Origin of the sequence: Pseudoalteromonas sp. H103 (genome assembly GCF_001469205.1) — a bacterium.
GTDB classification, from domain to species: Bacteria; Pseudomonadota; Gammaproteobacteria; order Enterobacterales; family Alteromonadaceae; genus Pseudoalteromonas; species Pseudoalteromonas carrageenovora.
This window is the reverse complement of the sequence record NZ_LOFG01000015.1, coordinates 398,157-421,372: the sequence shown is the minus strand read 5'-3', so window position 1 is coordinate 421,372 and position 23,216 is coordinate 398,157. Positions and strand designations below refer to the sequence as shown.

18 protein-coding genes are annotated in these 23,216 nt (G+C 39.3%); 5 read left to right on the top strand and 13 right to left on the bottom strand.

Annotated features, from left to right (window positions below):
* Positions 1 to 60 precede the first annotated feature (60 nt).
* The gene (locus ATS74_RS11680) at positions 61 to 1,287 is read left to right on the top strand and encodes a sensor domain-containing phosphodiesterase (protein WP_058549067.1); all 1,227 of its coding nucleotides are present in this window, start codon (positions 61 to 63) and stop codon (positions 1,285 to 1,287) included.
* A 45-nt stretch (positions 1,288 to 1,332) separates the two neighbouring features.
* Here ATS74_RS11680 and ATS74_RS11675 read toward each other — a convergent pair whose 3' ends face one another.
* From ATS74_RS11675 to ATS74_RS11665, 3 genes are read right to left on the bottom strand one after another with little or no spacing between them, the layout of a single operon-like run.
* The gene (locus tag ATS74_RS11675) at positions 1,333 to 1,845 is read right to left on the bottom strand and encodes an MgtC/SapB family protein (protein WP_058549066.1); all 513 of its coding nucleotides are present in this window, start codon (positions 1,843 to 1,845) and stop codon (positions 1,333 to 1,335) included.
* A gap of 17 nt (positions 1,846 to 1,862) precedes the next feature.
* Positions 1,863 to 2,972 (bottom strand): GNAT family N-acetyltransferase/peptidase C39 family protein, encoded by a 1,110-nt coding sequence (locus tag ATS74_RS11670; protein WP_058549065.1) that lies wholly within the window; start codon positions 2,970 to 2,972, stop codon positions 1,863 to 1,865.
* Between the two features lie 3 nt (positions 2,973 to 2,975).
* The gene (locus ATS74_RS11665; RefSeq protein WP_058549064.1) at positions 2,976 to 4,370 is read right to left on the bottom strand and encodes a RimK family protein; all 1,395 of its coding nucleotides are present in this window, start codon (positions 4,368 to 4,370) and stop codon (positions 2,976 to 2,978) included.
* 305 nt (positions 4,371 to 4,675) lie between these two features.
* On the opposite strand from ATS74_RS11665, the gene ATS74_RS11660 reads away from it, so the two are divergent.
* A complete protein-coding gene (locus ATS74_RS11660; protein WP_058549063.1) occupies positions 4,676 to 5,017 on the top strand; it encodes a zinc ribbon domain-containing protein YjdM in 342 nt (113 codons plus the stop codon).
* Positions 5,018 to 5,165: 148 nt separating this feature from the next.
* Here the strand turns inward: ATS74_RS11660 and ATS74_RS11655 are convergent, their stop codons facing one another.
* The 5 genes from ATS74_RS11655 to ATS74_RS11635 all read right to left on the bottom strand — a co-directional run bounded on the left by ATS74_RS11655 (position 5,166) and on the right by ATS74_RS11635 (position 9,795).
* On the bottom strand, positions 5,166 to 5,669 hold the full coding sequence (locus ATS74_RS11655) for an REP-associated tyrosine transposase (RefSeq protein WP_058549062.1): 504 nt from the start codon (positions 5,667 to 5,669) through the stop codon (positions 5,166 to 5,168).
* A 198-nt stretch (positions 5,670 to 5,867) separates the two neighbouring features.
* A complete protein-coding gene (locus ATS74_RS11650) occupies positions 5,868 to 6,344 on the bottom strand; it encodes a GreA/GreB family elongation factor (protein ID WP_058549061.1) in 477 nt (158 codons plus the stop codon).
* Between the two features lie 114 nt (positions 6,345 to 6,458).
* Entirely contained in the window at positions 6,459 to 7,391 is a 933-nt protein-coding gene (gene secF, locus ATS74_RS11645) for a protein translocase subunit SecF (RefSeq protein WP_058549171.1), read from the bottom strand.
* The gene (gene secD / locus ATS74_RS11640; RefSeq protein ID WP_058549060.1) at positions 7,384 to 9,222 is read right to left on the bottom strand and encodes a protein translocase subunit SecD; all 1,839 of its coding nucleotides are present in this window, start codon (positions 9,220 to 9,222) and stop codon (positions 7,384 to 7,386) included. The genes secF and secD overlap by 8 nt, the downstream gene beginning before the upstream one ends.
* 111 nt (positions 9,223 to 9,333) lie before the next feature.
* Positions 9,334 to 9,795, bottom strand: a complete 462-nt coding sequence (locus ATS74_RS11635; protein WP_058549059.1) for a hypothetical protein — start codon at positions 9,793 to 9,795, stop codon at positions 9,334 to 9,336.
* A 105-nt stretch (positions 9,796 to 9,900) separates the two neighbouring features.
* Between ATS74_RS11635 and ATS74_RS11630 the strand changes: the two genes are divergently transcribed.
* The 3 genes from ATS74_RS11630 (at position 9,901) to ATS74_RS11620 (ending at position 13,957) form a co-directional block, all read left to right on the top strand.
* Positions 9,901 to 11,682, top strand: a complete 1,782-nt coding sequence (locus ATS74_RS11630; RefSeq protein WP_058549058.1) for an ABCB family ABC transporter ATP-binding protein/permease — start codon at positions 9,901 to 9,903, stop codon at positions 11,680 to 11,682.
* Positions 11,683 to 11,886: 204 nt separating this feature from the next.
* On the top strand, positions 11,887 to 12,600 hold the full coding sequence (locus ATS74_RS11625) for a YebC/PmpR family DNA-binding transcriptional regulator (RefSeq protein WP_058549057.1): 714 nt from the start codon (positions 11,887 to 11,889) through the stop codon (positions 12,598 to 12,600).
* 70 nt (positions 12,601 to 12,670) lie between these two features.
* Entirely contained in the window at positions 12,671 to 13,957 is a 1,287-nt protein-coding gene (locus ATS74_RS11620) for a leucine-rich repeat domain-containing protein (protein WP_058549056.1), read from the top strand.
* Positions 13,958 to 14,079: 122 nt separating this feature from the next.
* On the opposite strand, the gene ATS74_RS11615 is transcribed toward ATS74_RS11620, so the two are convergent.
* From ATS74_RS11615 to edd, 5 genes are all read right to left on the bottom strand, one after another.
* The gene (locus ATS74_RS11615; protein ID WP_058549055.1) at positions 14,080 to 16,035 is read right to left on the bottom strand and encodes an alpha/beta hydrolase family protein; all 1,956 of its coding nucleotides are present in this window, start codon (positions 16,033 to 16,035) and stop codon (positions 14,080 to 14,082) included.
* 60 nt (positions 16,036 to 16,095) lie between these two features.
* Positions 16,096 to 19,026, bottom strand: coding sequence for a TonB-dependent receptor domain-containing protein (locus ATS74_RS11610; RefSeq protein ID WP_058549054.1), 2,931 nt, complete (start codon positions 19,024 to 19,026; stop codon positions 16,096 to 16,098).
* Positions 19,027 to 19,430: 404 nt separating this feature from the next.
* The gene (gap, locus tag ATS74_RS11605; RefSeq protein ID WP_058549053.1) at positions 19,431 to 20,435 is read right to left on the bottom strand and encodes a type I glyceraldehyde-3-phosphate dehydrogenase; all 1,005 of its coding nucleotides are present in this window, start codon (positions 20,433 to 20,435) and stop codon (positions 19,431 to 19,433) included.
* A 9-nt stretch (positions 20,436 to 20,444) separates the two neighbouring features.
* Positions 20,445 to 21,065 (bottom strand): bifunctional 4-hydroxy-2-oxoglutarate aldolase/2-dehydro-3-deoxy-phosphogluconate aldolase, encoded by a 621-nt coding sequence (gene eda / locus ATS74_RS11600; RefSeq protein WP_058549052.1) that lies wholly within the window; start codon positions 21,063 to 21,065, stop codon positions 20,445 to 20,447.
* A 34-nt stretch (positions 21,066 to 21,099) separates the two neighbouring features.
* A complete protein-coding gene (edd, locus tag ATS74_RS11595; protein ID WP_058549051.1) occupies positions 21,100 to 22,950 on the bottom strand; it encodes a phosphogluconate dehydratase in 1,851 nt (616 codons plus the stop codon).
* Positions 22,951 to 23,216: the final 266 nt, after the last annotated feature.

Here is a 23,216-nt window from a genome sequence, read left to right as displayed (position 1 = left end):
GAGTGGCTTTTATTGTTATATAAATTACACTATTACATAAAATTCGATTCAGGTTATTGTATGAGCGATGAAATAAAAAAACAGCTTTTTGAGCAACAAAGTGATGGCTCTATCGACGAAAAACTATTTCGCCTTCTTTCGCTTGTGCGCAAACATCTTAAAATGGATGTTGCGTTTATATCGGAGTTTACAAAAACAGATCGCGTTTTTAAAGTGGTCGATAACCAAACCAACAACACCTGTGTAGCAGTTGGTAATTCAGACCCCATTTGCCAAACATATTGCAAAAAAATCTCAGATAACGACCTTGAACCTATCATACCAAACACGCATAAACACCCAATAACTAAGGCTATGCCGGTCACAAAAAAATTAAATATTGGCTCATATATTGGTGTACCTATAGTTTTAGCATCAGGTAAAATTTACGGTACCTTTTGCTGCTATAAAACGATATTTGATAACAATTTAGATAATAAAGATTTGGCGTTTTTAAAACTAATATCAGAGCTTGCTAGCGAGCTAATAGAGCAAAAAGCACAATCTGATACATTAAGTATTGAAACAAAAATACTCATTGAAAATATTATAAAAACAAAAGCCATCACTATTTATTTTCAGCCCATTTTTAACCTAGCGACTAACCGGCTATCGGGTTATGAGTCGCTTTCTCGATTTTTTACTGAACCTTACAAAACACCCGATGTATGGTTTAAAGATGCCGACAACTTAGGACTAGGTGAAGCGCTAGAAATGCTTGCTATACAAAATACCCTGCACTGCATGGATGAGCTTGCCCCCCATGCCTACATAACCATTAATACATCGCCAGCGCATATATTATCGGGTGCAATTAATAACGTATTAAATGATGTAGATTGCACCAGAATAATATTAGAAGTGACTGAACACTCTCCTATTACAAATTACCAGGCTATGCGCTCTGCACTTGAGCCATTAAGAGCAAAAGGCGTAAAGCTGGCCATAGACGATGTAGGCGCTGGGTTTTCGTCTTTTCAGCATATATTAGAGTTAGAAGCCGATATTATAAAACTTGATATTAGCCTTACCCAAAATATAAATAACGACCGTAGAAAGTTTTTATTAGCAAAGGCGTTATGTGGTTTTGCAAAAGCAATTAACTGCTCAATTGTAGCGGAAGGCATTGAAAATGAAGATGAGCTTTTCACACTCAGAAAACTAAATGTAGATAACGTACAAGGCTATTTTATTGGTCGCCCTGCGCCTATTAACGAGGCAATAGAGTATCAAGCAGTCACGCTTTAACTAATACATTTTAACGTAGTACGCCACTAAATTAGTGGCGTTAAATCAGTGGCGTTCTGGGTCGTTAAACTCTTTTCGATAATAACGTTTTTGATAATTTTTTACTTTAGTGTGTACCCCTTTGCTTAGGCTTTTAAATTTTGCCTCCAGTACATCTACACCGTATAAAATACCGACCACCAGCACTGAAAGTTTAATAGCAGCAGCTAGATTGTCAGTGGCTATCATTACGCCAATTGAGGCAAGCACCCAAATGGTTGCAGCTGAGGTAACCCCTACAACGGCTCCGTCTTTTGCAAGCATAACGCCAGCGCCTAAAAAGCCAATGCCTGTAATTATTTGCCCCACTACACGCGAATGATCAATCACATCGCCTTGTAAGTTAAACGCGGTGGATAAAAACAAATACGTGCCCAGCGTTATTAAGGCTGAGGTACGAATACCCACAGGTTTACCGCGCAATTGCCGTTCTAACCCAATTATGGCACCGCAAAAAGCGGCGGTACCAATGGCCGCCCACGAATAAGGGGCTACATCAATTAAATCTAAAAAAGTCACTCTTTACTTAAAACCTATTAATTATTAGCAATGGCTACTGCGGTTCTTAAACGTTGGCTACCAAATGCTGACATTTTACTAAAATCACTGCGCGCTATAGGCACGTACTGGCAATCTATTGCGAGTTGTTTGTCGCTTCCTGGCTCACAAAATGGGTCGTGAACATACACGCAGTGCTCATCAAGGTGGGTAACGCACACCCAATGAGGTGATTTTTTACCATCAAACCGGTATGTGCTAATTAGTAACAGCACACTAAAGCCTTGACTTAACCACTGCTCAATATGCTCAAGCTCAACATCTTTATGCGTAAGCGGTATATTTGCCTGTGCAATACCATCAACAAATTGTTGATGCACTGTTGCAAGTACTATTTTTTTGTTCTCATTGCGTACGCCATCTAAAAACAAAGGCTCTGTGGTATTTACCATGACCTCGCTTTTAAAGCCGCGCTTATTAGCAGCAAGTGCCAAACCAAACGGATGACAACCACCATGACCCGATGTCATAAAAATAGTGGTGCCTTCGCGCCAAAGTACCAGCTCATGTGATTGGCTAAGCTCGGTTGTTGGCTTAAGTGCCCCCATTGCCATTAATAACGCCGCTGGCCCACAGGTAAACTCGGTAGTTTGCTGATACCATGGCGTTAATCGCGCTACTTTTAGCTCACTCGTTTGGCGAATATTTTTTTGCATTCGCAATGCATCGCTGTGATCGTCATAATAATCGCTATATTGACCAAACACTCTGTAACCCAAGCTTTTGTATAGCCCAATAGCACTTTCGTTATTTACGGCCACTTCTAATCGTAAGTAAATTCGCCCACGCTCACTGGTTTGTTTTTCAAGCACAGCTAATAGCATTTTAGCAATGCCTTTACCTTGCATTGTGGGTTTTACAGCAAGCGAATATAAACGCGCTAAACGTGTGCCTTTATGGCACCACACAAGCCCATAGCCGCATACTTGCTCGCCATTTTCTGCAACGAGCAAAATACCGTGCTTAGCACTTAACCAGCGCTTTAAACTACGCGGGCTCAATTTATCGTTATTAAAGCAAGCGTTTTCAACGTCTATTAGTGCGTTTAAATCACTGCTAAGTGCTTTTCGAATAACAAGGTTACTCATGTATTAGCCACGGCCTCGCGCTTCTAAGCGTTGTTTAAATTCATCCATAATGATCATGTATAGTTCGTCGCCTAAATAGCCATCTTCTACTTTGTGATCAATACTTGGATTGTCATTTACTTCAAGCACATATGCTTTGCCTTGATGCTCTTTAACATCTACGCCATATAACCCTTTACCCACTGTTTTGCACGCTTTTAAAGCGGCCTCTAATACGGCTTTTGGTAACTCAAAGGTAGGTAGCGTTTCAAAACCACCAGAGAAAAACCGTTTAGCATCGTGATTATAAATTTGCCAATGGTTACGTGCCATTAAGTAGCGACACGCATATATAGCGCGGCCATTTAATACACCTACTCGCCAATCGTATTCTGTGTACATGTATTCTTGTGCAAGTACCAATGCGCTATATTCAAACAGTTCGGTTAATTTAGCTTCAAGCTCACTGCGGTTTGCAACTTTAAATACACCTTTAGAGAACGACCCTTCAGGCATTTTTAAAACCAGCGGATAGGTAAACGCCTCTTCTAATTGCTCAAGCGTTTGCGCTGATAGATCAGCCACTACAACCGTTTTTAAGCTCGGCACCTTTTGGTAGTTAAATGCATCGTGTAAATATACTTTATTACAACAACGTAAAATAGATTCAGCATCGTCAATTACCACTAAACCTAGGCTTTGCGCTTTGCTTGCAAGGCGATACGTTGGATGGTCAATCGCTGTAGTTTGGCGAATAAATAACGCATCAAACTGGGCAATATTGTCTATTTCATCAAAACTGAGTGCTTGCGCATTAATACCATGTTTAGCAGCTGCTTTTATAAAACGGGCAATGGCATCTTTATCACTCGGTGGTACTTTTTCGTTATGATCAACAAGTATTGCCATATCCCATCTAAAACGGCGCTGCACATTTCCAATGCGCCATTGTGTTTGGGTAAACGTATTTAGTTTTGCTACAAAATTGCTATATTGCTCCTCGTTTAAAGAACTTAGCGAGCCCTGTTGCAATAAGCCTTGCTCATCTACATATAAAATAGGCGCTGGGTATTGCTTAAATACCGATTTAGCCGCTTTACTTTGTAATTCGTTTAGCGCATTACCAAAGTAAATTTCGCCATCAATTTGCCCAACATTTAACATAGGAGCTTGGCCGCTACGAAGCGCATTTATTGTTTTAACACTGGGTAACACTTGGTGTTTGCGCGCCTCAGCAAGCAAAGAGCAATAATAACCCTTACTCAAGTATTGGCTTGAGTCGCATAAATTAATAATGCGAGTTTTAGGTTCATTATGTTTTGGGTAATCACGTAAGTAACTATTAAACGTAATTACATTTTCGAACGATTGAGCAAGTGTTTGCTCGTTGTTATCAACCACTATTAAGGTTTTAAACACGACTTTTCCTAGTTAAGTCAGAAATATAAAAAGCATGCCTAATAAAATACTCAGCACTATAAATAGAAACACCCATCGTACTAAGTGGGCATTGCGCGTATCACTTAATACGATGGGTGCTTTAACAAATACCTACTGTAAGTGTTAGCGCTTAAATTGCTTAAGCGACATCAGCTTTATATGCCCTTTTTAAAAACCACACAAACGAGATATTTTTAGCGTGAAGATAAAAAATATTGATTAACTATATTTTCCTTTTAATGCAGATTAAAATACGCAAAATTAATATTAAATGAGCGTTATAAATGTCACACCCTGCCTGCCCACAGTGCCAATCTGAATATGTTTACGAAGACCAGCAACTGCTTATTTGCCCTGAATGTGCCTATGAATGGAACCCAAATAGTACAAACGATGAAGACGCAATTTCAGTTAAAGATGCCAACGGCACCCAACTTAATGATGGCGATAAAGTAACCGTAGCCAAAGATTTAAAAATTAAAGGCAGTTCACAAGTCATTAAAATTGGCACCAAAGCGGTCGTGAGACGTGTGCTTGATAAAAAAGATCACGAGCTAGATTGCAAAGTAGATGGCATTGGCGAAATGATGGTAACAGCGAAATTTGTGAAAAAGGCTAATTCGTAGGTCGGATAAATGGCGAAGCCATGCCATCCGACGCGTAATAAAGGCAAAAGTTATTTCATTCAACAACAGACTTTTGTACAAAGCTAAAGTGTATTATGTTGCTATGGCTTTGTCGGATGGCGCTTCGCTTATCCGACCTACAAATAATTTATATCTTTTCGCCACACCAGTTATTCGTATAAATCCCTTGCTTTACGGCTCTGTGAAAACTTGAATAAGGCCAATCAACTATTCGACTAACTAGACCATGCTTTAAAGGATTAAAATGAACATAGTTAACATGGTGCCAATAATCATTATCATCCCTGATGGTATGTTCCCAAAAACGGCGTTGCCAAATTCCTCGCTCATTTTTACGTTTTCTTGTTTGAGTTAAAAACTCTGTCTTTGGGAGTGATTTTGAAAATCGCTTTTTAATTTCTCGCCAGCGACTCGAATAATCCACATCATCATCTGGTAAAGTTAAAACTGCATGAAGGTGATCGGGCAGCACAACCCATGCATCTATATAAAATGGCCTATGAGATTTAACAAAACGGATAGACTCTCTTAATAAATCGATATGCTCAACCAACAACGATTTATTCCTATCGAGCAAATTAACTGTAAAAAAGTACGTCCCACCTTTTACATAATTACGACGATATTGCATTGCATATCCATTGTATTATTTGTTACGCATTAGACAAATAAAGCGCAAATTTAGGATATATACAACATTGACGTAGGTCGGATAAATGGCGAAGCCATGCCATCCGACAATTAATTTATAAGTATAAGCGTTTATTGTATTGATATGGCTTTGTCGGATGGCGCTTCGCTTATCCGACCTACATATAAAACTAATGTTTTATAAAATTTCTACCACTTCATATTCATGGCTTTTTCCTGCAATGGTTAGGCTTACTTCATCATCAAGCTGTTTGCCTAAAAGCTGTTTACCCAGTGGGGCTTCAGGAGTAACAACTTGAATAGTTAGCCCTTTCACTTCAACCGTTAAGCCGCCTGCGGCTGGGCCTAAATAAAACCATTTTTGTAAGGCGCTTTCATCTTCCAAACAGACGAGAGAGCTTATAATCACTTTATTGTGAGTGGGCTCTTTAAAAATGGCTTCAAATTGTTTAATGCTTTTGTAGCAATCGTTTACACGCTCAGCTTGCCCTTGTGCTAAATAAGCAGCCTCGAGCCCTAGGGTATCGTACTGCGTTTCTGCAACGCTTTCTTCGTGAGTGGCGGCGTCGTGCGCAGCTTTTGCTGCTTGTTTTGCACTATTTAATTGTGCTTCAAGTGCAAATTTAAGGTGTTCTATTACGTGGGCTTTATTCATGAGGGAGCGCTAATAACCAATGCTGTAAACTATATGGTTAATTTTAACGTTATAAGGCGCTTAAAACCATTATTTTAAGCGCCGTTATGTTTACTTAATTATTAAGACTCGCATTTATGGCATATCCATTAATGCTTGGGTTTTTACATCTAGTTTTTCTTCGTAGTTTTTAGCGCTTAAGCCCAATAGCTCTGGCAAGGTTGCCGCTATACAAATAGACGAGAACGTGCCCACTACAATGCCTGTAAATAATGCAATGGCAAAGCCTTGTAATGGCGCGCCTGCGAGTAACCAAACGCTGGCAACCGTAGCAAGCGTGGTACCCGATGTAATAAGTGTACGCGTTAAGGTGCTTTTTATCGCATTATTGATAATACTTGCGGGGCTAAGCGCATTATTAGATTTAACACGTAAAAGCTCGCGTACTCTATCACCCACTATTATGGAGTCGTTAAGTGAGTAACCTATAATGGCGAGTAAACTGGCAAGTACGGTTAAATTAAACTCAATACTTAATAGCGAAAATAGCCCCAGTACGAGTAGTAAATCATGAACAAGCGCAACCACTGAGCCTACGGCTAAACGCCATTCAAACCGCACCGCTAAATAAAGCATTACTGCAACCATAGCTGAAAATAGTGCTAAACAACCTTGTTCAAACAGTTCATCACCTACTTGTGAGCCAATATACGCTGATGATAAAACCTCAGCGTTTATATCTGCGTTTTGAGTAATGGCAGATTGCCAATCATTACTATTTGCTGTTGAATCGCTAGGCGCTTCACGTAGTTGAAAATGGCTATTACCTTGCGCGGTTAGCTCAAACTCGCCATTGTGATTTTTAGTAATAAATTGCTCAAGTTGTTTTAGCTCAACACCTTGGCTGGTGGTAAATTCCGTTAGGTAGCCACCGGTAAAGTCTAGGCCAAAATTAAGCCCTTTTTGACTAAGCGTAAACACCGACAGCAGTACAAGTATGGCGCTCAAAAGCATGCCATAAAAACGCAGGCGCGTACCCGCCTCGCCCTTTAAAAAAGTGTTAAGCATGTGCATTTACTCCTGCTTTTTTAGCCAATTTTAAATATAACGTTTGGCTTAGTACTTTTGATACGTACACGCCAGTAAATACTGAAGTAATCAATCCAAGTGCCAATGTTATGGCAAAGCCTTTAACTGGCCCGTAACCTATGCCGTATAAAATAAGCGCGGTGATCATAGTGGTTATATTGGCATCAAATATTGTATTTGCGGCTTGTTTATAACCCTCCTGAATTGCTTGGTATGGCGTACGCCCTTTACGGCGCTCTTCTTTAATTCGCTCAAATATAATAACGTTTGTATCTACCGCCATACCAATAGTAAGCACAAGCCCGGCAATACCCGGAAGGGTTAATACAACCCCCGGTAATAACGACATTAGGCCAACAAGCGACGTTAAATTTAACAACAGCGCTACGTTTGCAATAAGCCCTAAACGGCGATACCACAGCGCCATAAAGGCAAGTGTAATACCCATACCAAGCATTAATGCGGCTAAACCATTACTAATGTTTTCGCTGCCAAGGCTTGGCCCTATTGTTTGCTCATGCACTATTGTTACAGGCGCGGTTAGTGAGCCTGCTCGTAATAACAGGGCTAAATCGGCCGCTGCTTGCTGGCTTTTCATATTGGTAATGCTAAAACGTGAGCTTAAATGCTGAGCAATATTAGCCACGTTTATAACTTCGCTTTTTTTAACGGTTTCACCGCTTGCGTTTTGAGAGTACTCAGAGTAAACCGTGGCCATAGGCTTACCAATATTAGCTTTTGAAAAAGCCGACATGGCATCGCCGCCTTGTCCATCTAGGCTAAGTTGAACCAGTGGCTTACCCCAATCGTCGCGGCCAATGTTTGCATTATTAATGTGATCGCCGGTAAAAATAGGCACAGGGTCAAGGTTTATAGTGCCACCAGACTGTATATTAAATGTTTTACCACCAATTTCTTTTAACTGATAAAACCCAAGAGATGCGGTAGCACCAATAATACGCTTAGCTTCAGTTGGGTCTTGTACACCAGGCAGCTCAATACGTATACGCTGCTTACCTTGACGCTGTGTTACAGCTTCGGTTATACCTAATTCTTCAATGCGTGAGCGAAGCGTAGTAAGCGTTTGGCTCATTATTTCTTTATCAAAGTTGCTGCGCCCTTGCTCTGAGTAGCTAAACTTGGCGTTTTTAACATTGCCGTTATTGGTTGTTGTAACCGCTAAATTAGCAAAGCGACTTTGTAGCTCATCAATAACAGGTGTTAACTTTTCGGTTGCATTAGGCAATGCGTTTATTTCAAACCCGTGCTCAGTTTGCTGCGCTTTAAGACCGTGCGCTTTTTGCTTAACAATAATTGACTTAGCTTGCTGATACGCATTCACTAATTGCTCATCAACGGCTTTATCTAGATCTACGTCGAGTACAAATAGCACACCACCGTTTAAATCAAGACCAAGCTTTATTGGTGATAAACCAAAATTTTGTAACCATGGTGGACTGGTTGCATGCTCTACAATTTTAACTTGCGTGTTTGGGTACTGCGCCTTTATAGCCGCTTGCGCTTGGGCGCTTTTAGTTGGCTCGTTTAACAGAATATTTATAGTTGATTGCTTATCAAGGCCTTGTTCGACCTCTAAGCCTTGGTTATTTAAAAAAGTAACTAATGCTTTAGTGCTTGGTACGACTTGGGCTTCGCTATGTGGCGCGTTGCTTACATGCAACCACGATTTATTAGGGTATAAGTTGGGTAATGCGCTAATAGCTAATAAAATCAGCACAATAAGCATGGCTATATAACTTAGTTTAAATTTAGCCATAAATGGCTTTTGCTCTTTTTTTACACTTAACATGTTTTTTCCTTATTGCCAGTAAATTACTGGCAACGTACTTTTTAAAAGTACAATTAATCTCAAGGCTTAAACGAAAAACGTTAAAACCTAATAAAAATTAAATAAGGAAAATTAAGCGTGGTAGGTAGTTACTGCTCTATAGAGTAAGTTCGCATCTTTCCAGCCACTGAGCCGCGACTTTTTACTATGAGTTACAAGTGTATACCAAGGCTGAATAGCATTTACAGCTTGGGGGCGTAAAAATATTTGCCTTACAAGGTGCTGCGCAAAAAACTCAAAAACAACATCGTATTCTGGCTCACTTTGTACACTGTGCAAAAAAAACGATGAATTGTTGGCAGTAAGGCGTGGCTGGTGAGCTGAAAAATCTGTTTGATGCGTTTTTTTAGGTGCAGGTACGCCTGCAGACTCTGTGACAGACTTAGTTTTAGTTATATCAACGGCATCTGTAAATAAAATGTGTGAACTTACAGCTGGGCTTAAATTTTGTGTTGTTTGCGCAGCATTGCTCTGCACACTAAAAAGTGCAGCAAGTAGCAAAAAGGCAGTTATAAACACACGAAATTTAAACATGATTAATTTAAAACTAAAATAAGGGATGCGTAGTATATAAGGGCAAGTATTTAAAATACAATACATATCTATTTAGTATTCAATTTAATTTTACCGAGGCTTTTAATGCGCTCTAGACAAACCACAGAAAAACGCGCCGATGCCATGACCTTAAAACAAAGCATTAAAACGCTGTGGCCTTACATTACTAAATTTAAAGGGCGGGTATTTATTGCTCTTTTAGCGCTTATAGGTGCTAAAGGCGCAACACTTTTAATGCCTTGGGCATTAAAAGAAATTATCGACTCGGTAGATAAATCAATTAATCCAATTTTAGTTATTCCCGCGTTACTACTGCTTATGTATGGTGGACTTAGGTTTGCAAGTGTTTTTTTAGGCGAAGTACGCGATGCAGTGTTCTCTCGTGTAACAGAGCACGCTATGCGCGATATTGGTTTAAAAGTTTTTAAACATTTACACTCGCTTGAGCTTGCCTTTCACTTAGATAGACAAACCGGCGGTATAAGCCGTGATATAGAACGCGGCACGAGTGGGTTAAGCTTTTTAATGCGCTTTTTGATGTTTAATATTGTACCGACTCTTTTTGAAATACTCACCGTTGCTATTATTTTTGGGACGCTATTTTCTGTTTGGTTTGCGTTAATAACCTTATTAGCGGTTGCTATTTATATTACCTTTACCGTAACAGTAACGCAGTGGCGAAACCGCTTTATACGTGAGGCAAATGCCGCCGATAATTTAAGTAATACCCGCGCTATAGACAGCCTTCTTAACTTTGAAACTGTAAAATACTTTAACAACGAAGAATTTGAGGCCAAAACATACGACTCATTTTTAGCAAACTGGGAAACCGCCCGTTTAAAAAATAGAATGTCGTTACTGGCGCTTAATTCTGGCCAAGCTTTAATTATTGCCAGTGCTATAACAGCGCTTATGTGGTTAGGCGCCAAAGAAGTGGTAACAGGCGCTTTAACAATTGGTGAACTTGTAATGATAAACGCATACATGATCCAATTATTTTTACCGCTTAACTTTTTGGGATTTGTATATAGAGAAATAAGGCGAGCGCTTACCGATTTAGAAAACATGCTAGGTTTACTTAATAAAAAGCCACAAGTCACTGAGCGACCTAATGCACAAAACCTAATACTTACTAACGGCGACATAGCGTTTAATAATGTAAGCTTTAGTTACAATGCTAATCGCCCAATACTCAATGATATTAGCTTTAAAATAAATGCAGGCAGTAAAGTAGCTGTTGTAGGGGCAAGTGGCGCAGGTAAAAGCTCATTAGCACGGTTACTTTATCGCTTTTACGATGTGAGCTCGGGCACTATTACTATAGATAACCAAGCCATAGATTCAGTTACACTTAATAGCCTGCGCAGCGCCATTGCTATAGTGCCACAAGACACTGTGCTATTTAATACCACCATACGAGAAAACATTGCCTATGGCAGACCCTCAGCGAGCGATTCTGAAATAGATAAAGCAATAGAAATGGCGCATTTAAAAGACTTTATCTCAACATTAGAAAACGGCGATCAAACACTGGTTGGCGAACGGGGTTTAAAGGTATCAGGCGGCGAAAAACAACGTATTGCCATTGCACGCGCTATTTTAAAGCGCTCCCCTATTTTAATATTTGATGAAGCAACCTCAGCACTCGACTCGCACGCTGAACAAGCAATATTAAATGCAATGCGTGCAGTTACTCAAAACCATACCAGCGTGGTGATAGCTCATAGGCTTTCAACCATTATAGACGCCGATAACATACTGGTATTTAACAAAGGTGAACTGGCTGAGCAAGGCACGCATTCAGCACTTTTATTAAAGAATGGCCAATATGCACAAATGTGGCAATTACAGCAGCAGGAAGATTAATTAACCGAACTTTGGTTAAGAGAGTTACTAGCCTATTGCAAGTAAATTCAAAGCAGTTAGCGCTTAAAATAGCTGCTAGAGATAGGTTTGTTATCCACAGTTTAGGTTAATTACAGCCATTTACTGGCGATAACGCCGCTTTACCTTTAGAATACGGCCTTGCAATTTTATTCTATTATTTAAATACATTAAGGCGAAACGCAGATGGGAAGAGCTTACCAAAACAAAAAAGATTCAATGGCTAAAACTGCGGGTGCTAAAACTAAAGTTTATTCTAAGTACGGTAAAGAAATTTACATATGCGCTAAAAACGGTGGTGTAGATCCAGATGGTAACCTAGCACTACGCCGTTTAATTGAACGCGCTAAAAAAGACCAAGTACCAGCACACGTAATTGACCGAGCTATAGATAAAGCCAAAGGTGGTGGCGGTGAAGATTACGCCGCAACTCGTTACGAAGGCTACGGCCCAGGTAACTGTATGATTATTGTTGATTGTTTAACCGACAACAACAAACGTACTTTTGCTGATGTACGTGTTTGTTTTACTAAAGCAAATGCTAAAATTGGTGCACAAAACTCGGTTTCACATTTATTTGATCACCTCGCTATTTTTGTTTTTGACGGTGATGACGACGAAGCAGTACTTGAAGCATTAATGATGGCTGATGTAGATGTAACAGATGTAGAAGTAGAAGACGGCAAAGTAACTGTTTTTGCTCCGCATACTGAATACAACAACACACGCACAGCACTTGAAGAAATGGGCGTTACAGAATTTGACGAAGATTTAATTGCCTTTGTTCCACAAATTGAAGCGCCTATTGAGGGTGAAGATGTTGAAGTAATGGAACGCTTTTTAGCTATGCTTGAAGACTGTGACGACGTACAAAACGTTTACCATAACGCACAATTCTAAACTTTTTATAGTTTAAATTTAAGCCAACAGAGATGTTGGCTTTTTCATTTTAAAAGGCTTTTGAAAATTTATGAATACCCTTGCGGAGCTTAAAGCTGGTAAGTTGAATGGCGTAACACATTTACAACTCGTTGAAGAGTTGACTGAATTTCCACCTGAAATATTTACCCTTGCAGATACCTTAGAAGTACTCGATTTATCAAATAATAATTTATCTGATTTACCAGCTGAGTTTACATGTTTGCACCGTTTAAAACGCGTGTTTTTATCGTTTAACCAGTTTAAGCATATTCCTACAGTGCTCGCTAAATGCCCTGCTCTAATTATGGTCGCATTTAAAGGTAATCAAATTTCAGAGTTTGCACTAAAAAGCCTACCAAAACATATTGAGTGGTTAATACTCACCGATAACACGTTAAGCGAACTGCCTGAAGACTTTGGTAATTACACCCAGCTTAAAAAGCTTGCGCTTGCAGGTAATAACCTAAAATATTTACCGACAAGCATGGCTAACTGTACTAATTTAGAGCTTGTGAGGCTCTCTGCAAACAACCTAACAAAACTCGATGATTGGCTACTAGAACTACCAAAACTTGCTTGGCTTGCCTTTGCAGGTAATGAATTTAATAAAGCTCAGTGCTTAACTAAAAGTACTTTAAAAAATACCCCGCTTGAAAATTTTCAGCTTAAAAAAGTAATAGGTCAAGGTGCATCGGGCGTTATACACCTTGCAAAAGCAAAACATAGTAATGTGGCGGTAAAGCTTTTTAAAGGGGCAATTACAAGTGATGGCTACCCGCTTGATGAAGTAAATTGCTGCCTACAAGCTTCAAATCATACAAACCTAATCAATGTATTGAGCTATATAGAGCAAAACACACAGCTTGGCTTAGTCATGGAATTAATAGATACCAATTATACAAATTTAGGTTTACCACCAAGTTTAGAAACGTGTACGCGCGATACATTTAATGATGGTTGTAATTACCCTATTGAAGCTGTTTATAAAATAGCAAAACAGATGGCAAATACGCTAACTCACCTACATGACAATTACGTAAGCCATGGCGATATTTACGCACACAACACCATGATAAATGAACAATATGACGTTTTATTTGGCGATTTTGGTGCAGCTACAAATTTAGCTATGCTTAGCGAATATCAGCAACAGCAAATACAATTAATAGAAGTCCGCGCTTTTGGGTGTTTAATTGAGGATTTACTAAGTACTGTTAGCACAGCAGATAAGCAAAGCGAACTGTTTGCTAAAATGTCCGATATAGCTCAGTATGCAATGCAACCTGAGCTTTCAAAAAGACCAAAATTTAAGATAATTGAATCAAAATTAAGCTAGGTAGATCTTAAAATTGCTCACGCTTTTAATATACTCAGCACAGCTTTAAAGAACCCCTATCAGTTAAAAACTACAAAACAAAAAGCCACTCATTGAGTGGCTTTATTTATATAGTATAGAAACTATTTACCTATGTGTTTATCAAGAAAATCAAGCATTTCAGTCCAACGCTCAATATTATTTTCTGGCTTATAAAAACCATGCCCTTCACCGCTTTTCATCATCCACTCGAAAGGCATATTGCGCTTTTTAAGCTCTTCTCTTAACTTAAACGCATGTTCTTTCGGTACTCGAACATCTTCTTCGCCCTGGATAATAAAAACAGGCACTTTAATTTTATCTACATTATGTACTGGTGATTGAGCAATTCTTGCATTACCTGAGGGTAATACTGTATCTAGATAATTAGTACCTGATTCATTCTCTTTAATATCACCCTCGGTGTACATTAAATCTAAATCATAAACACCTACAAAACCTATTGTGCATTTATACAGTTCTGGCTCTCTAATAACACTTTGAAGTGCTGCATAACCACCATAAGAACCGCCATAAACACACATTCTGGTTTTATCGACAATACCTTGTTTTATCAGTGTTCGAGTGCCGTCAGTCATGTCATCAATCATAGATGTCCCCCAGTTTTTAAAACCGCTCGTTAAAAATGAGCGACCATATCCACCTGAGCCTCTATAGTTTGGCTGAAAAACAGCGTACCCGTGGCTAGAGAGTACTTTTACATCTGAATTCAAATTTGCTATTGAGTCTTGAACTCCATGTGGGCCACCGTGAGGTAATAAGATAAGCGGTAAATTAGTTGATTTATCTTTCGGTAACGTTAAAAGCCCTGTTAAAAGGTCACCATCACGATTTTTATAAGTAATGATTTGTGTTTTCGGAACTAAAGAAGATTTTAGCCATGGTTTGCTCGCTGTTAATACTGAAAGTTTACGTTTTTCATTATCATACACATAAAACTTTTGAGGGGTATTAGCTGATGAAACACTCAATATCATTGTTTTATTGTCGTACGTAGAAGAAGTTACACGTACATTTTGATTTTTAAAAGTGCCCATTAAGCTCTTAATAAGAGCCTGATTTGCAGGATCGTCTACATCATCGAGAAATACGATACCTACCTCATCATACTCATATGCCCCTGCGACTATCTCATCTGCTTGGCCTGTTTTAACACTGAACACAGGGGTTAAATCAGCTTCATTATGTGATGCCAGCACCGTGTGCTTCTTAGTTCTTATGTTTAATGTTGCTATTGATTGTGTATCCGTTTCTAAATCACTTAAACCTATTAAAGTTTCATTATCAATAAATTTTAGTGGAGTAAAAGAGCCTTCATATTGATTAGTTTCGAGTATAACCTTCCAATCATCATCAACACTTAAACGGGCCATAAGTACTGCTTTATTATCTCTATTAGGATCGATGCCTTGAGCTGCTAATGGTTCGCCAGTTTTATTAGTGTAAACAGCAACACCGCTTCCTTTGTAAACTCGCATAGGAACCCTACCTAAGCTACGTTTACGACCAGTAGTTACTTTCATTCTATATAAGTCTAAATATGGCTCAGACGCAGTCCATTCCACGCTATAAATCAACACTTGATCTGGTTCAGTAGGTAAAATATCAATAATAGATGAGAACCTAATATCCCCAGTTTTAGAACGAGGGCCTGTTAAGATAACTTTTCTTTTACCATTTGCATCCATTGCTATAAGTTCACCAGTGGGTCTTGGTAGCTCAAAAGATCCGACTTCTCTTGCCATAGTAAGTAATAATCTTTCTTCATTTAACCATGTAAATGTACTTACAGATTCATTACCCTTGCCTCGTGTTACGGATATAATTTCATTTTTATTTAAATCTAATACCGTTAAGCTAATCACACCTTCATCATTACGTGATGTTGATGCGATATAATCACCCGATGGCGATATTTTAATATCAATAAATTGTGAATGTTTAGCGTAAGCAGATAAAACAGATTGCTCCACTTTAACCGCACTTACATTGAACGAACATATTAAAATCAACAAAAAAAACAACCGAGAGAAATACATTTATTTACGTCCTTAAAATAAAAAAGCTCTCATATTGAGAGCTTTAGAAATATTCAATAATTAGAAGCTATAAGTTACGTTCGCAAAGAAGCGACGACCAACTCTGTCATATTGAGAATACAATGCCGCATTACCAACATTTAAAGTACCACTAGCTGATAAAATAGGAGGCTCTTCATCAAATAAGTTAGCAATACCTGCTGTTACTTTAAGTCCCATATCAGTATCAACTGTACCAGAAAGTGAATGATACGTTACCCATCTTGTCTCACGAGTAGCATAAACAGTTTCGCCACGGTAAGTAGTTTCTTTCGAATCATTGTAGTATTCGTAATCATTAGTTGAATCTACATAACGAGTTGTCCACGTTAAGCTGTAGTCATCTTTTGAGTAAGTTAAAGAAACATTACCTGTATGCTTAGGCTCACCTAACTCACCTACGTAGTTATTTTCTTCACTGTCTTCAAATAACTTATATTTACGTTCAATTTGCATTGTATGCTCTAGGCGCATACGCAGTGAACCAAAATCAAAATCATCTTGATAAGTAAAGTTGTAATCAACACCACGTGCAATTTGGTTTGCAACATTTACATAGCCACTTCTAACTTCATCTATACCGTAATCATTGTTATCACCGTTGCGACGAGTAAATAGATCACATAGAGGCTCGTTTGCGAAATCTTTAGATTCAAAACATCTGCTCGTTATTTGGCTACCAGATAAACTAGTTACTTCATCAGAGATTACAATGTCATAGTAATCAATTGACGCAGCAAAAGTATCTTCAGGACTAGTCCATACAACACCAATGTTTTCATTTATTGCTGTTTCAGCTTTCAAGCGACCAGCACCACCGCTAGTGTAGATAATTGCAGAGCTTCCGCCAGCAGTGTAATCAGCAGGAATACCCGCAGCTTGACAGTTATTAGCTACAGTATCAGTGATATTACCTGCCGCTTGTTCATTAGCCCAATCTAAACACGGGTCAATCGATAACTGACCACTAAAGCCAGATTGGTCTGCTAAGAATAGCTCAAACAATGCAGGAGAGCGGAAAGAAGAACCACGATTTGCACGAACACTTAGACCATCAACAATAACCCAGTTCAAACCTAGCTTAAACGTTGTATCATTGCCGTAAGTAGACACATCAGTCCAACGTGCTGATGCTGTTAGATCTAATGAATCAACATAATCCATATCATTAATTAGTGGAACTTTAAACTCAGCATATACCGCACGAGAAATTTGAGAACCAGCAGTTTTACCTGCTCCTGATAAGCCCCATGAATTTCCGTTTAACGTGTTTTCACCAGGAGTATCATCAATTTCGTCTTTTTGGATTGAAATACCAAATGCAGTCGCAATTGAACCTGCAGGAACTTCCACTATATCGCCAGTCATATAAGCTTCAAAAGTTTGCTGCTTATAAACAGTATTACCAATATCTTCACCAAAGATAAAGTTTCTAACTTCATCAGAAGGGTTACCGTATAAGAACTGAGGATCAGTCCATGGTAAATCTACACAAGTTTTATTTGAAAACTCTGTAACTTCACCGTTACACGATGTGCCGTTTGCAGTATTTAGCTGAGCCATAACCAATGAGTCACGGTAAAAAATATCATTTTTATATTCACCGTCGTTATAACTATTCTGGTAAGAAACATCCCAATCCCAAAATCCAATACTACCAGTAGCGCCTAAAACAACACGGGTATAATCTACAGTGGTATCTGAAGAATAGTGGTCTGATAAAGCTACAGGTAGGAAGAAAGCGTCTCCAGAGAAACCATCAAAGTTATCAGCTGGGATTATGCCAACATCAGCAGTCCAAAATTGACGGTAGCTTTGGGTCTTTGTATTCCTAGAACTATGGATAAACTCCGCATAAGCTGTAATATCGTCAGTAATTTGATAATCACCTAACGCATATACTGACCATACTTTATTTTCTGGGTTCATGGTTTCTTCATCGCGGAACGGATGATCCATATTCCACCATCCATCACTTTCTTTATCATAAGAAACTGGGTACCAACCATCAGGCGTTCTTAAATCACCAGCTTCTGAAGCTGTGGTGTTATAGTTACTGTAACCATTATTACCAAAGAATCCATCGTAATCATAAGCAAGCTGCGGACCACTGCCAATTATATTAGAAGCTCCACCACTATATACCCATAATCCATAACCTGTTTCATTACAGTGAGCTTCACCAGTACGAGGATCGATAGGATCCGCTGAAGAGCCGTCTTCATATGTTAATAATCTTTCAGAACAATCAAGAAAATCACGGTCTCCGCGTTTTAATTCTTTTGTAATTTTATAATCTGCTGTTACACGAAAAGAACCTTTACTAAATTCTTCACCGTAAGAGAAGTTTATACGTTGTTCTTCACCACCTGATTCAAATGGTTGACTAACATCAACAGTAACTGTTTTTGAGTCGCCTTTTTTAGTAATAATATTTATAACACCGGCAACTGCATCTGAACCGTATAAAGATGAGGCACCATCTTTTAAAATTTCAACACGCTCTACAGTAGAAAGTGGGATAGTATTTAAATCGAAGCCTGAAACTTCTCCGCGAGTACCTGCAGGGCCTGCTCTACGACCATTTAATAGAATAAGCGTACGAGATGCACCTAAACCACGAAGTGAAACAGTTTCTGTTCCTTTACCACCGGCAGTAACATATCCAACACTAAGCGCAGAAGTTATTTGGTTTGAACCAGCAGCTGCTGTACTAGTTCTTAACAAGTCACCAAGCGTTTTAATACCTTCATTTTCGGCATCCTCTACAGTGATAATATCGATTGGAACTTCACTAGCAAAGCTATCAGTTCTGATACGAGAACCAGTAACCTGGATTCTTTCTACTTTTTCTGCACTTTCTTCTTCTGCTGCAAATGAGAACGATGTGTAAGACAGAGCTGAGCATGCTAATGCTAAACTGACTGCTTTAGATACTTTATTATTAAACATTTATTTCTCCCTGGGCCATAGCTACCTATGGTTTTTATAATTATGAAACCAGTCAACACCTAACAACGTTAACTAGCTGTTAATAATAGTATTAATAAAACCATAATTTCAACATCGAGGGGCTTCAAAAACATAGACAAGATACTAAGTGTTAATTACAAAGTTGAGATAAAACACAAAAACCATTAAATTCAATAAGATAGAGCGCAGTTAAAATTAAGAACTATGCTTTTGATTTGTAAACAACTGTAAACACACTGGTTACATCTGTACTTGTTATTAACTTTGTGAATTAGGGAGCTTGAATTTTAAGATTTGGAGGTTAAATATAAATGTTCTATAGATACAAAAAAGCCGCGATATACGCGGCTTGGTTGGATAAAGCTAAACTTTTACAGGGTCAATTATAAGTACTGACCTAATGCTTTAACTTGGTCTAACATGCGGTTTGAGAAACCCCACTCGTTGTCGTACCAAGCCATTACTTTGACTAGTTTGCCGTCAGCTTTAGTTTGCGTTGCATCAAAAATTGATGACGCTGGGTTGTGATTAAAATCGATAGAAACAAGCGGAAGCTCGTTGTATTCTAAGATCTCTTTCATTGAACCTGTTGCTGCGGCTTTCATTACTTCGTTGATTTCTTCAGCTGTTGTGTCGCGTTTAGTGATAAACGTAAAGTCTACTAAAGAAACATTGATAGTAGGTACACGTACCGACATTCCGTCTAATTTACCCGCAAGCTCAGGAAGTACTAAGCCAACAGCTGCAGCAGCACCTGTTTTAGTTGGGATCATAGATTGTGTTGCACTACGCGCACGGTATAGATCTGGGTGATAAACGTCAGATAAGTTTTGATCGTTTGTGTAAGCATGAATTGTTGTCATGCTACCTTGCTCAATACCTACAGTGTCGTTAATTGCTTTTGCAATTGGCGCTAAACAGTTAGTAGTACATGATGCATTAGAGATAATGTTGCTATCAGCGTTAATTACATCACTGTTAACGCCGTGTACTACCGTTGCGTCTAGGTCTTTACCAGGTGCTGATACAATTACTTTTTTAGCACCAGCTGTAATATGCTTAGCCGCGTCTTCACGCTTAGTGAAAAAGCCCGTACATTCTAAAACGATATCTACGTTTAGCTCTTTCCACGGTAAGTTTACAGGGTCACGCTCTTGAGTAAGCGTAATTACGTCATCACCTATTAGCATGGTGTTATCTGCAAGTGTTACTTTTTTAGAAAATTGACCATGGACTGAGTCAAACTGTGTTAAGTGTGCATTTACGTTAGCAGGTGCTAAATCGTTAATTGCTACAATTTTAATTTCACTGTTTTGCGCTGACTCGTAAAGCGCTCGTAATACATTGCGACCGATACGACCATAACCGTTAATTGCTACATTAATCATTTTAGACTCCTATTTAAGTTCACTTGCTTGGCGAGCAAGCGCTTCAATGGCTTGCCAGTCTTTATTTTCAATAAGTTGTTTATCTAACATCCACGTACCACCAACACAAATAACATTATTAAGTGCTAAGTAGTTAGGTGCAGTTGCTAGGCTAATGCCACCAGTTGGGCAAAAAGTAATATGTGGTAATGGGCCACCAATCGACTTAAGCATTGCTGTTCCGCCAGCGGCTTCAGCTGGGAAAAACTTTAAATACTTAAAGCCATAGCTTGCTAACTGCATAACTTCGCTCGCAGTTGCAGCTCCAGGTAAAAATGGAATATCTGAATTTTTAGCCAATGCTAATAATTCATCACTTACGCCTGGGCTTACCATAAAATCAGCGCCCGCTTCTACTGAAGCGTCAAAGCTTGCTTTATCAACCACTGTACCTGTACCAACGAAAGCTTCTGGAACTTCTGCCTTCATAAGTTTTACTGCTTCAACAGCAACAGGTGTACGTAGCGTGATTTCAAGGGCTTTTAAGCCACCGTTATATAACGCTCTAGCTAGTGGTGCTGCATCTTCTAGTTTTTCGATTACAACCACTGGCACCACAGGTGCCGACGCTAAGATTTTTTCAATACTCATTACTTGTTCCTCATTACCCAGTGTGTGGCAATTATTATTCAAGTCCAAAAGCACTCGCGCCTAAATCGGCACTGCTTACAATATTTCTAAATCCAGTAAATAACTCTCGGCCTGTACCAAATGTTAGGCTTGGTTGGCTAAGTTGTAGTTCACGCTTAGCAAGCTCTTCATCACTAACATGTACTTTTAATATACCGCTTGGCGCATCTAGTGTTACTAAATCACCTTCGTGAATTTTAGCAATAATGCCACCTTCAACAGCTTCTGGCGCTAGGTGGATTGCAGCAGGTACTTTGCCTGATGCACCCGACATACGGCCATCGGTAACAATAGCTACTTTAAAGCCTTCATCTTGAAGTGTTGCCATTACAGGCGTTAATTTATGAAGCTCTGGCATGCCTTTAGCTTTAGGGCCCTGCTCTTTAAGCACAGCAATAAAGTCTTGGTTTAACTCGCCACGGCTATACGCTTCTTGAAGCTCGCCTTGTGAGCTAAATACTTTAGCAGGCGCGGTAACAACTTGGTGCTCAGTAGCAACGGCAGAAACTTTAATTACTGCTTTACCTAAGTTACCAGTAAGTAGTTGTAAGCCACCTTGCTTGCTAAATGGGTTGTTGATTGGGCGAAGTACTTCTTCATCAAGAGAGTTTTCAGGACAATCTACCCATTTAACTTTAGTTGGACCATTTGAATCGCTCATGATTAAGCTTTCGTCTTTATCAAGACGCGGCTCTGTCATGTACGGTGCAAGGCCATCACCTAGCATTGTTTTAACATCGGTATGCAAATAACCAGCGCTTGCAAGTTCACGCATTAAAAAGCCCATTCCGCCTGCAGCTTGGAAGTGATTTACATCTGCTGAGCCGTTCGGGTAAATACGCGTAAGTAGTGGAACCACTTCTGATAGATCAGACATGTCTTTCCATGTAACTTGAATGCCCGCAGCTTTTGCAATAGCAACAATATGAATAGCGTGGTTAGTAGAGCCACCTGTTGATAGCAAGCCAACTAAACCATTAATAATGGTTTTTTCGCTGATCACATCTGCTAAACATGGGCTTTCTTTATCATCTGTAAGCTGCTTAAGCATGGTTTCTACAGCATTACCTGTTAGTCCATCGCGAAGCTCTGTGTATGGGTTAATAAATGAGCTACCTGGAAGGTGCAAGCCCATTATTTCCATAAGCATTTGGTTTGAGTTAGCAGTACCGTAAAACGTACAAGTACCCGCGCTGTGGTAAGATGCGCTTTCAGCTTCTAGCAAGTCTTCGCGGCTTACTAAGCCTTGTGCAAACTTTTGACGAATACGTGCTTTTTCTTTATTTGGGATACCAGATTGCATTGGGCCTGCTGGTAAAAAGAACACAGGTAAATGGCCAAATGATAATGCGCCAATTAATAAACCTGGGACAATTTTGTCACATACGCCTAAACAAAATACGCCGTCAAACACGTCATGCGATAATGAAATCGCTGTAGACATAGCAATAACATCGCGTGAGAAAAGCGATAGTTCCATGCCGTCACGCCCTTGCGTAACACCATCACACATTGCAGGTACGCCACCAGCAACTTGTGCTGTTGCGTCGTACTTAGTTGCAAGGTCTTTAATTAAATCTGGGTAGTCTTTGTATGGCACATGGGCCGAAAGCATATCGTTATATGAGTTGATAATAGCAAGATTAGGCTGCTCATCAGCCTTTAAGCGCGCTTTGTCGTCGCTGCTACAGGCAGCCATAACGTGAGCGATGTTTCCGCAGCCTAGTCCAGCACGAACTCTTGTTTGTTTTTTTGCGTGCGAAATACGATCTAAATAATCTTGACGGGTTTGTTTACTGCGTTCAATAACGCGTTGGGTGACTTCTTTAATGCGAGGGTGCAACATAATTTAGCTCATCTCTATCAGTTAGAGGAAAAAGGCTCAGTAGCAATTACAGACTCCACGTAAATAACTGCACTGAGCATCTTTGATTTACCCGTTCAAAGGTACGCTACCAGGGAGCCTCTCACAACAACCCTGACACCGGTGTCACTGTATTAACGCATAGCATTGACACCGGTGTCAACCCTGGGTAACAAAAATAGTGTAAAATTTTAACGTGACCAATTAATGAACATGGTAATTTTAGTTTATCTAGTAAAAACCGCACA

Bases quoted from the DNA above. Each gene is read 5' to 3' on its own strand.
- ATS74_RS11680 (WP_058549067.1), top strand. From the start codon at position 61: ATGAGCGATGAAATAAAAAAACAGCTTTTTGAGCAACAAAGTGATGGC.
- ATS74_RS11670 (WP_058549065.1), bottom strand. From the start codon at position 2,972: ATGAGTAACCTTGTTATTCGAAAAGCACTTAGCAGTGATTTAAACGCA.
- ATS74_RS11660 (WP_058549063.1), top strand. From the start codon at position 4,676: ATGTCACACCCTGCCTGCCCACAGTGCCAATCTGAATATGTTTACGAA.
- ATS74_RS11655 (WP_058549062.1), bottom strand. From the start codon at position 5,669: ATGCAATATCGTCGTAATTATGTAAAAGGTGGGACGTACTTTTTTACA.
- ATS74_RS11650 (WP_058549061.1), bottom strand. From the start codon at position 6,344: ATGAATAAAGCCCACGTAATAGAACACCTTAAATTTGCACTTGAAGCA.
- secF (WP_058549171.1), bottom strand. From the start codon at position 7,391: ATGCTTAACACTTTTTTAAAGGGCGAGGCGGGTACGCGCCTGCGTTTT.
- secD (WP_058549060.1), bottom strand. From the start codon at position 9,222: ATGTTAAGTGTAAAAAAAGAGCAAAAGCCATTTATGGCTAAATTTAAA.
- ATS74_RS11635 (WP_058549059.1), bottom strand. From the start codon at position 9,795: ATGTTTAAATTTCGTGTGTTTATAACTGCCTTTTTGCTACTTGCTGCA.
- ATS74_RS11630 (WP_058549058.1), top strand. From the start codon at position 9,901: ATGCGCTCTAGACAAACCACAGAAAAACGCGCCGATGCCATGACCTTA.
- ATS74_RS11625 (WP_058549057.1), top strand. From the start codon at position 11,887: ATGGGAAGAGCTTACCAAAACAAAAAAGATTCAATGGCTAAAACTGCG.
- ATS74_RS11620 (WP_058549056.1), top strand. From the start codon at position 12,671: ATGAATACCCTTGCGGAGCTTAAAGCTGGTAAGTTGAATGGCGTAACA.
- ATS74_RS11615 (WP_058549055.1), bottom strand. From the start codon at position 16,035: ATGTATTTCTCTCGGTTGTTTTTTTTGTTGATTTTAATATGTTCGTTC.
- ATS74_RS11610 (WP_058549054.1), bottom strand. From the start codon at position 19,026: ATGTTTAATAATAAAGTATCTAAAGCAGTCAGTTTAGCATTAGCATGC.
- gap (WP_058549053.1), bottom strand. From the start codon at position 20,435: ATGATTAATGTAGCAATTAACGGTTATGGTCGTATCGGTCGCAATGTA.
- eda (WP_058549052.1), bottom strand. From the start codon at position 21,065: ATGAGTATTGAAAAAATCTTAGCGTCGGCACCTGTGGTGCCAGTGGTT.
- edd (WP_058549051.1), bottom strand. From the start codon at position 22,950: ATGTTGCACCCTCGCATTAAAGAAGTCACCCAACGCGTTATTGAACGC.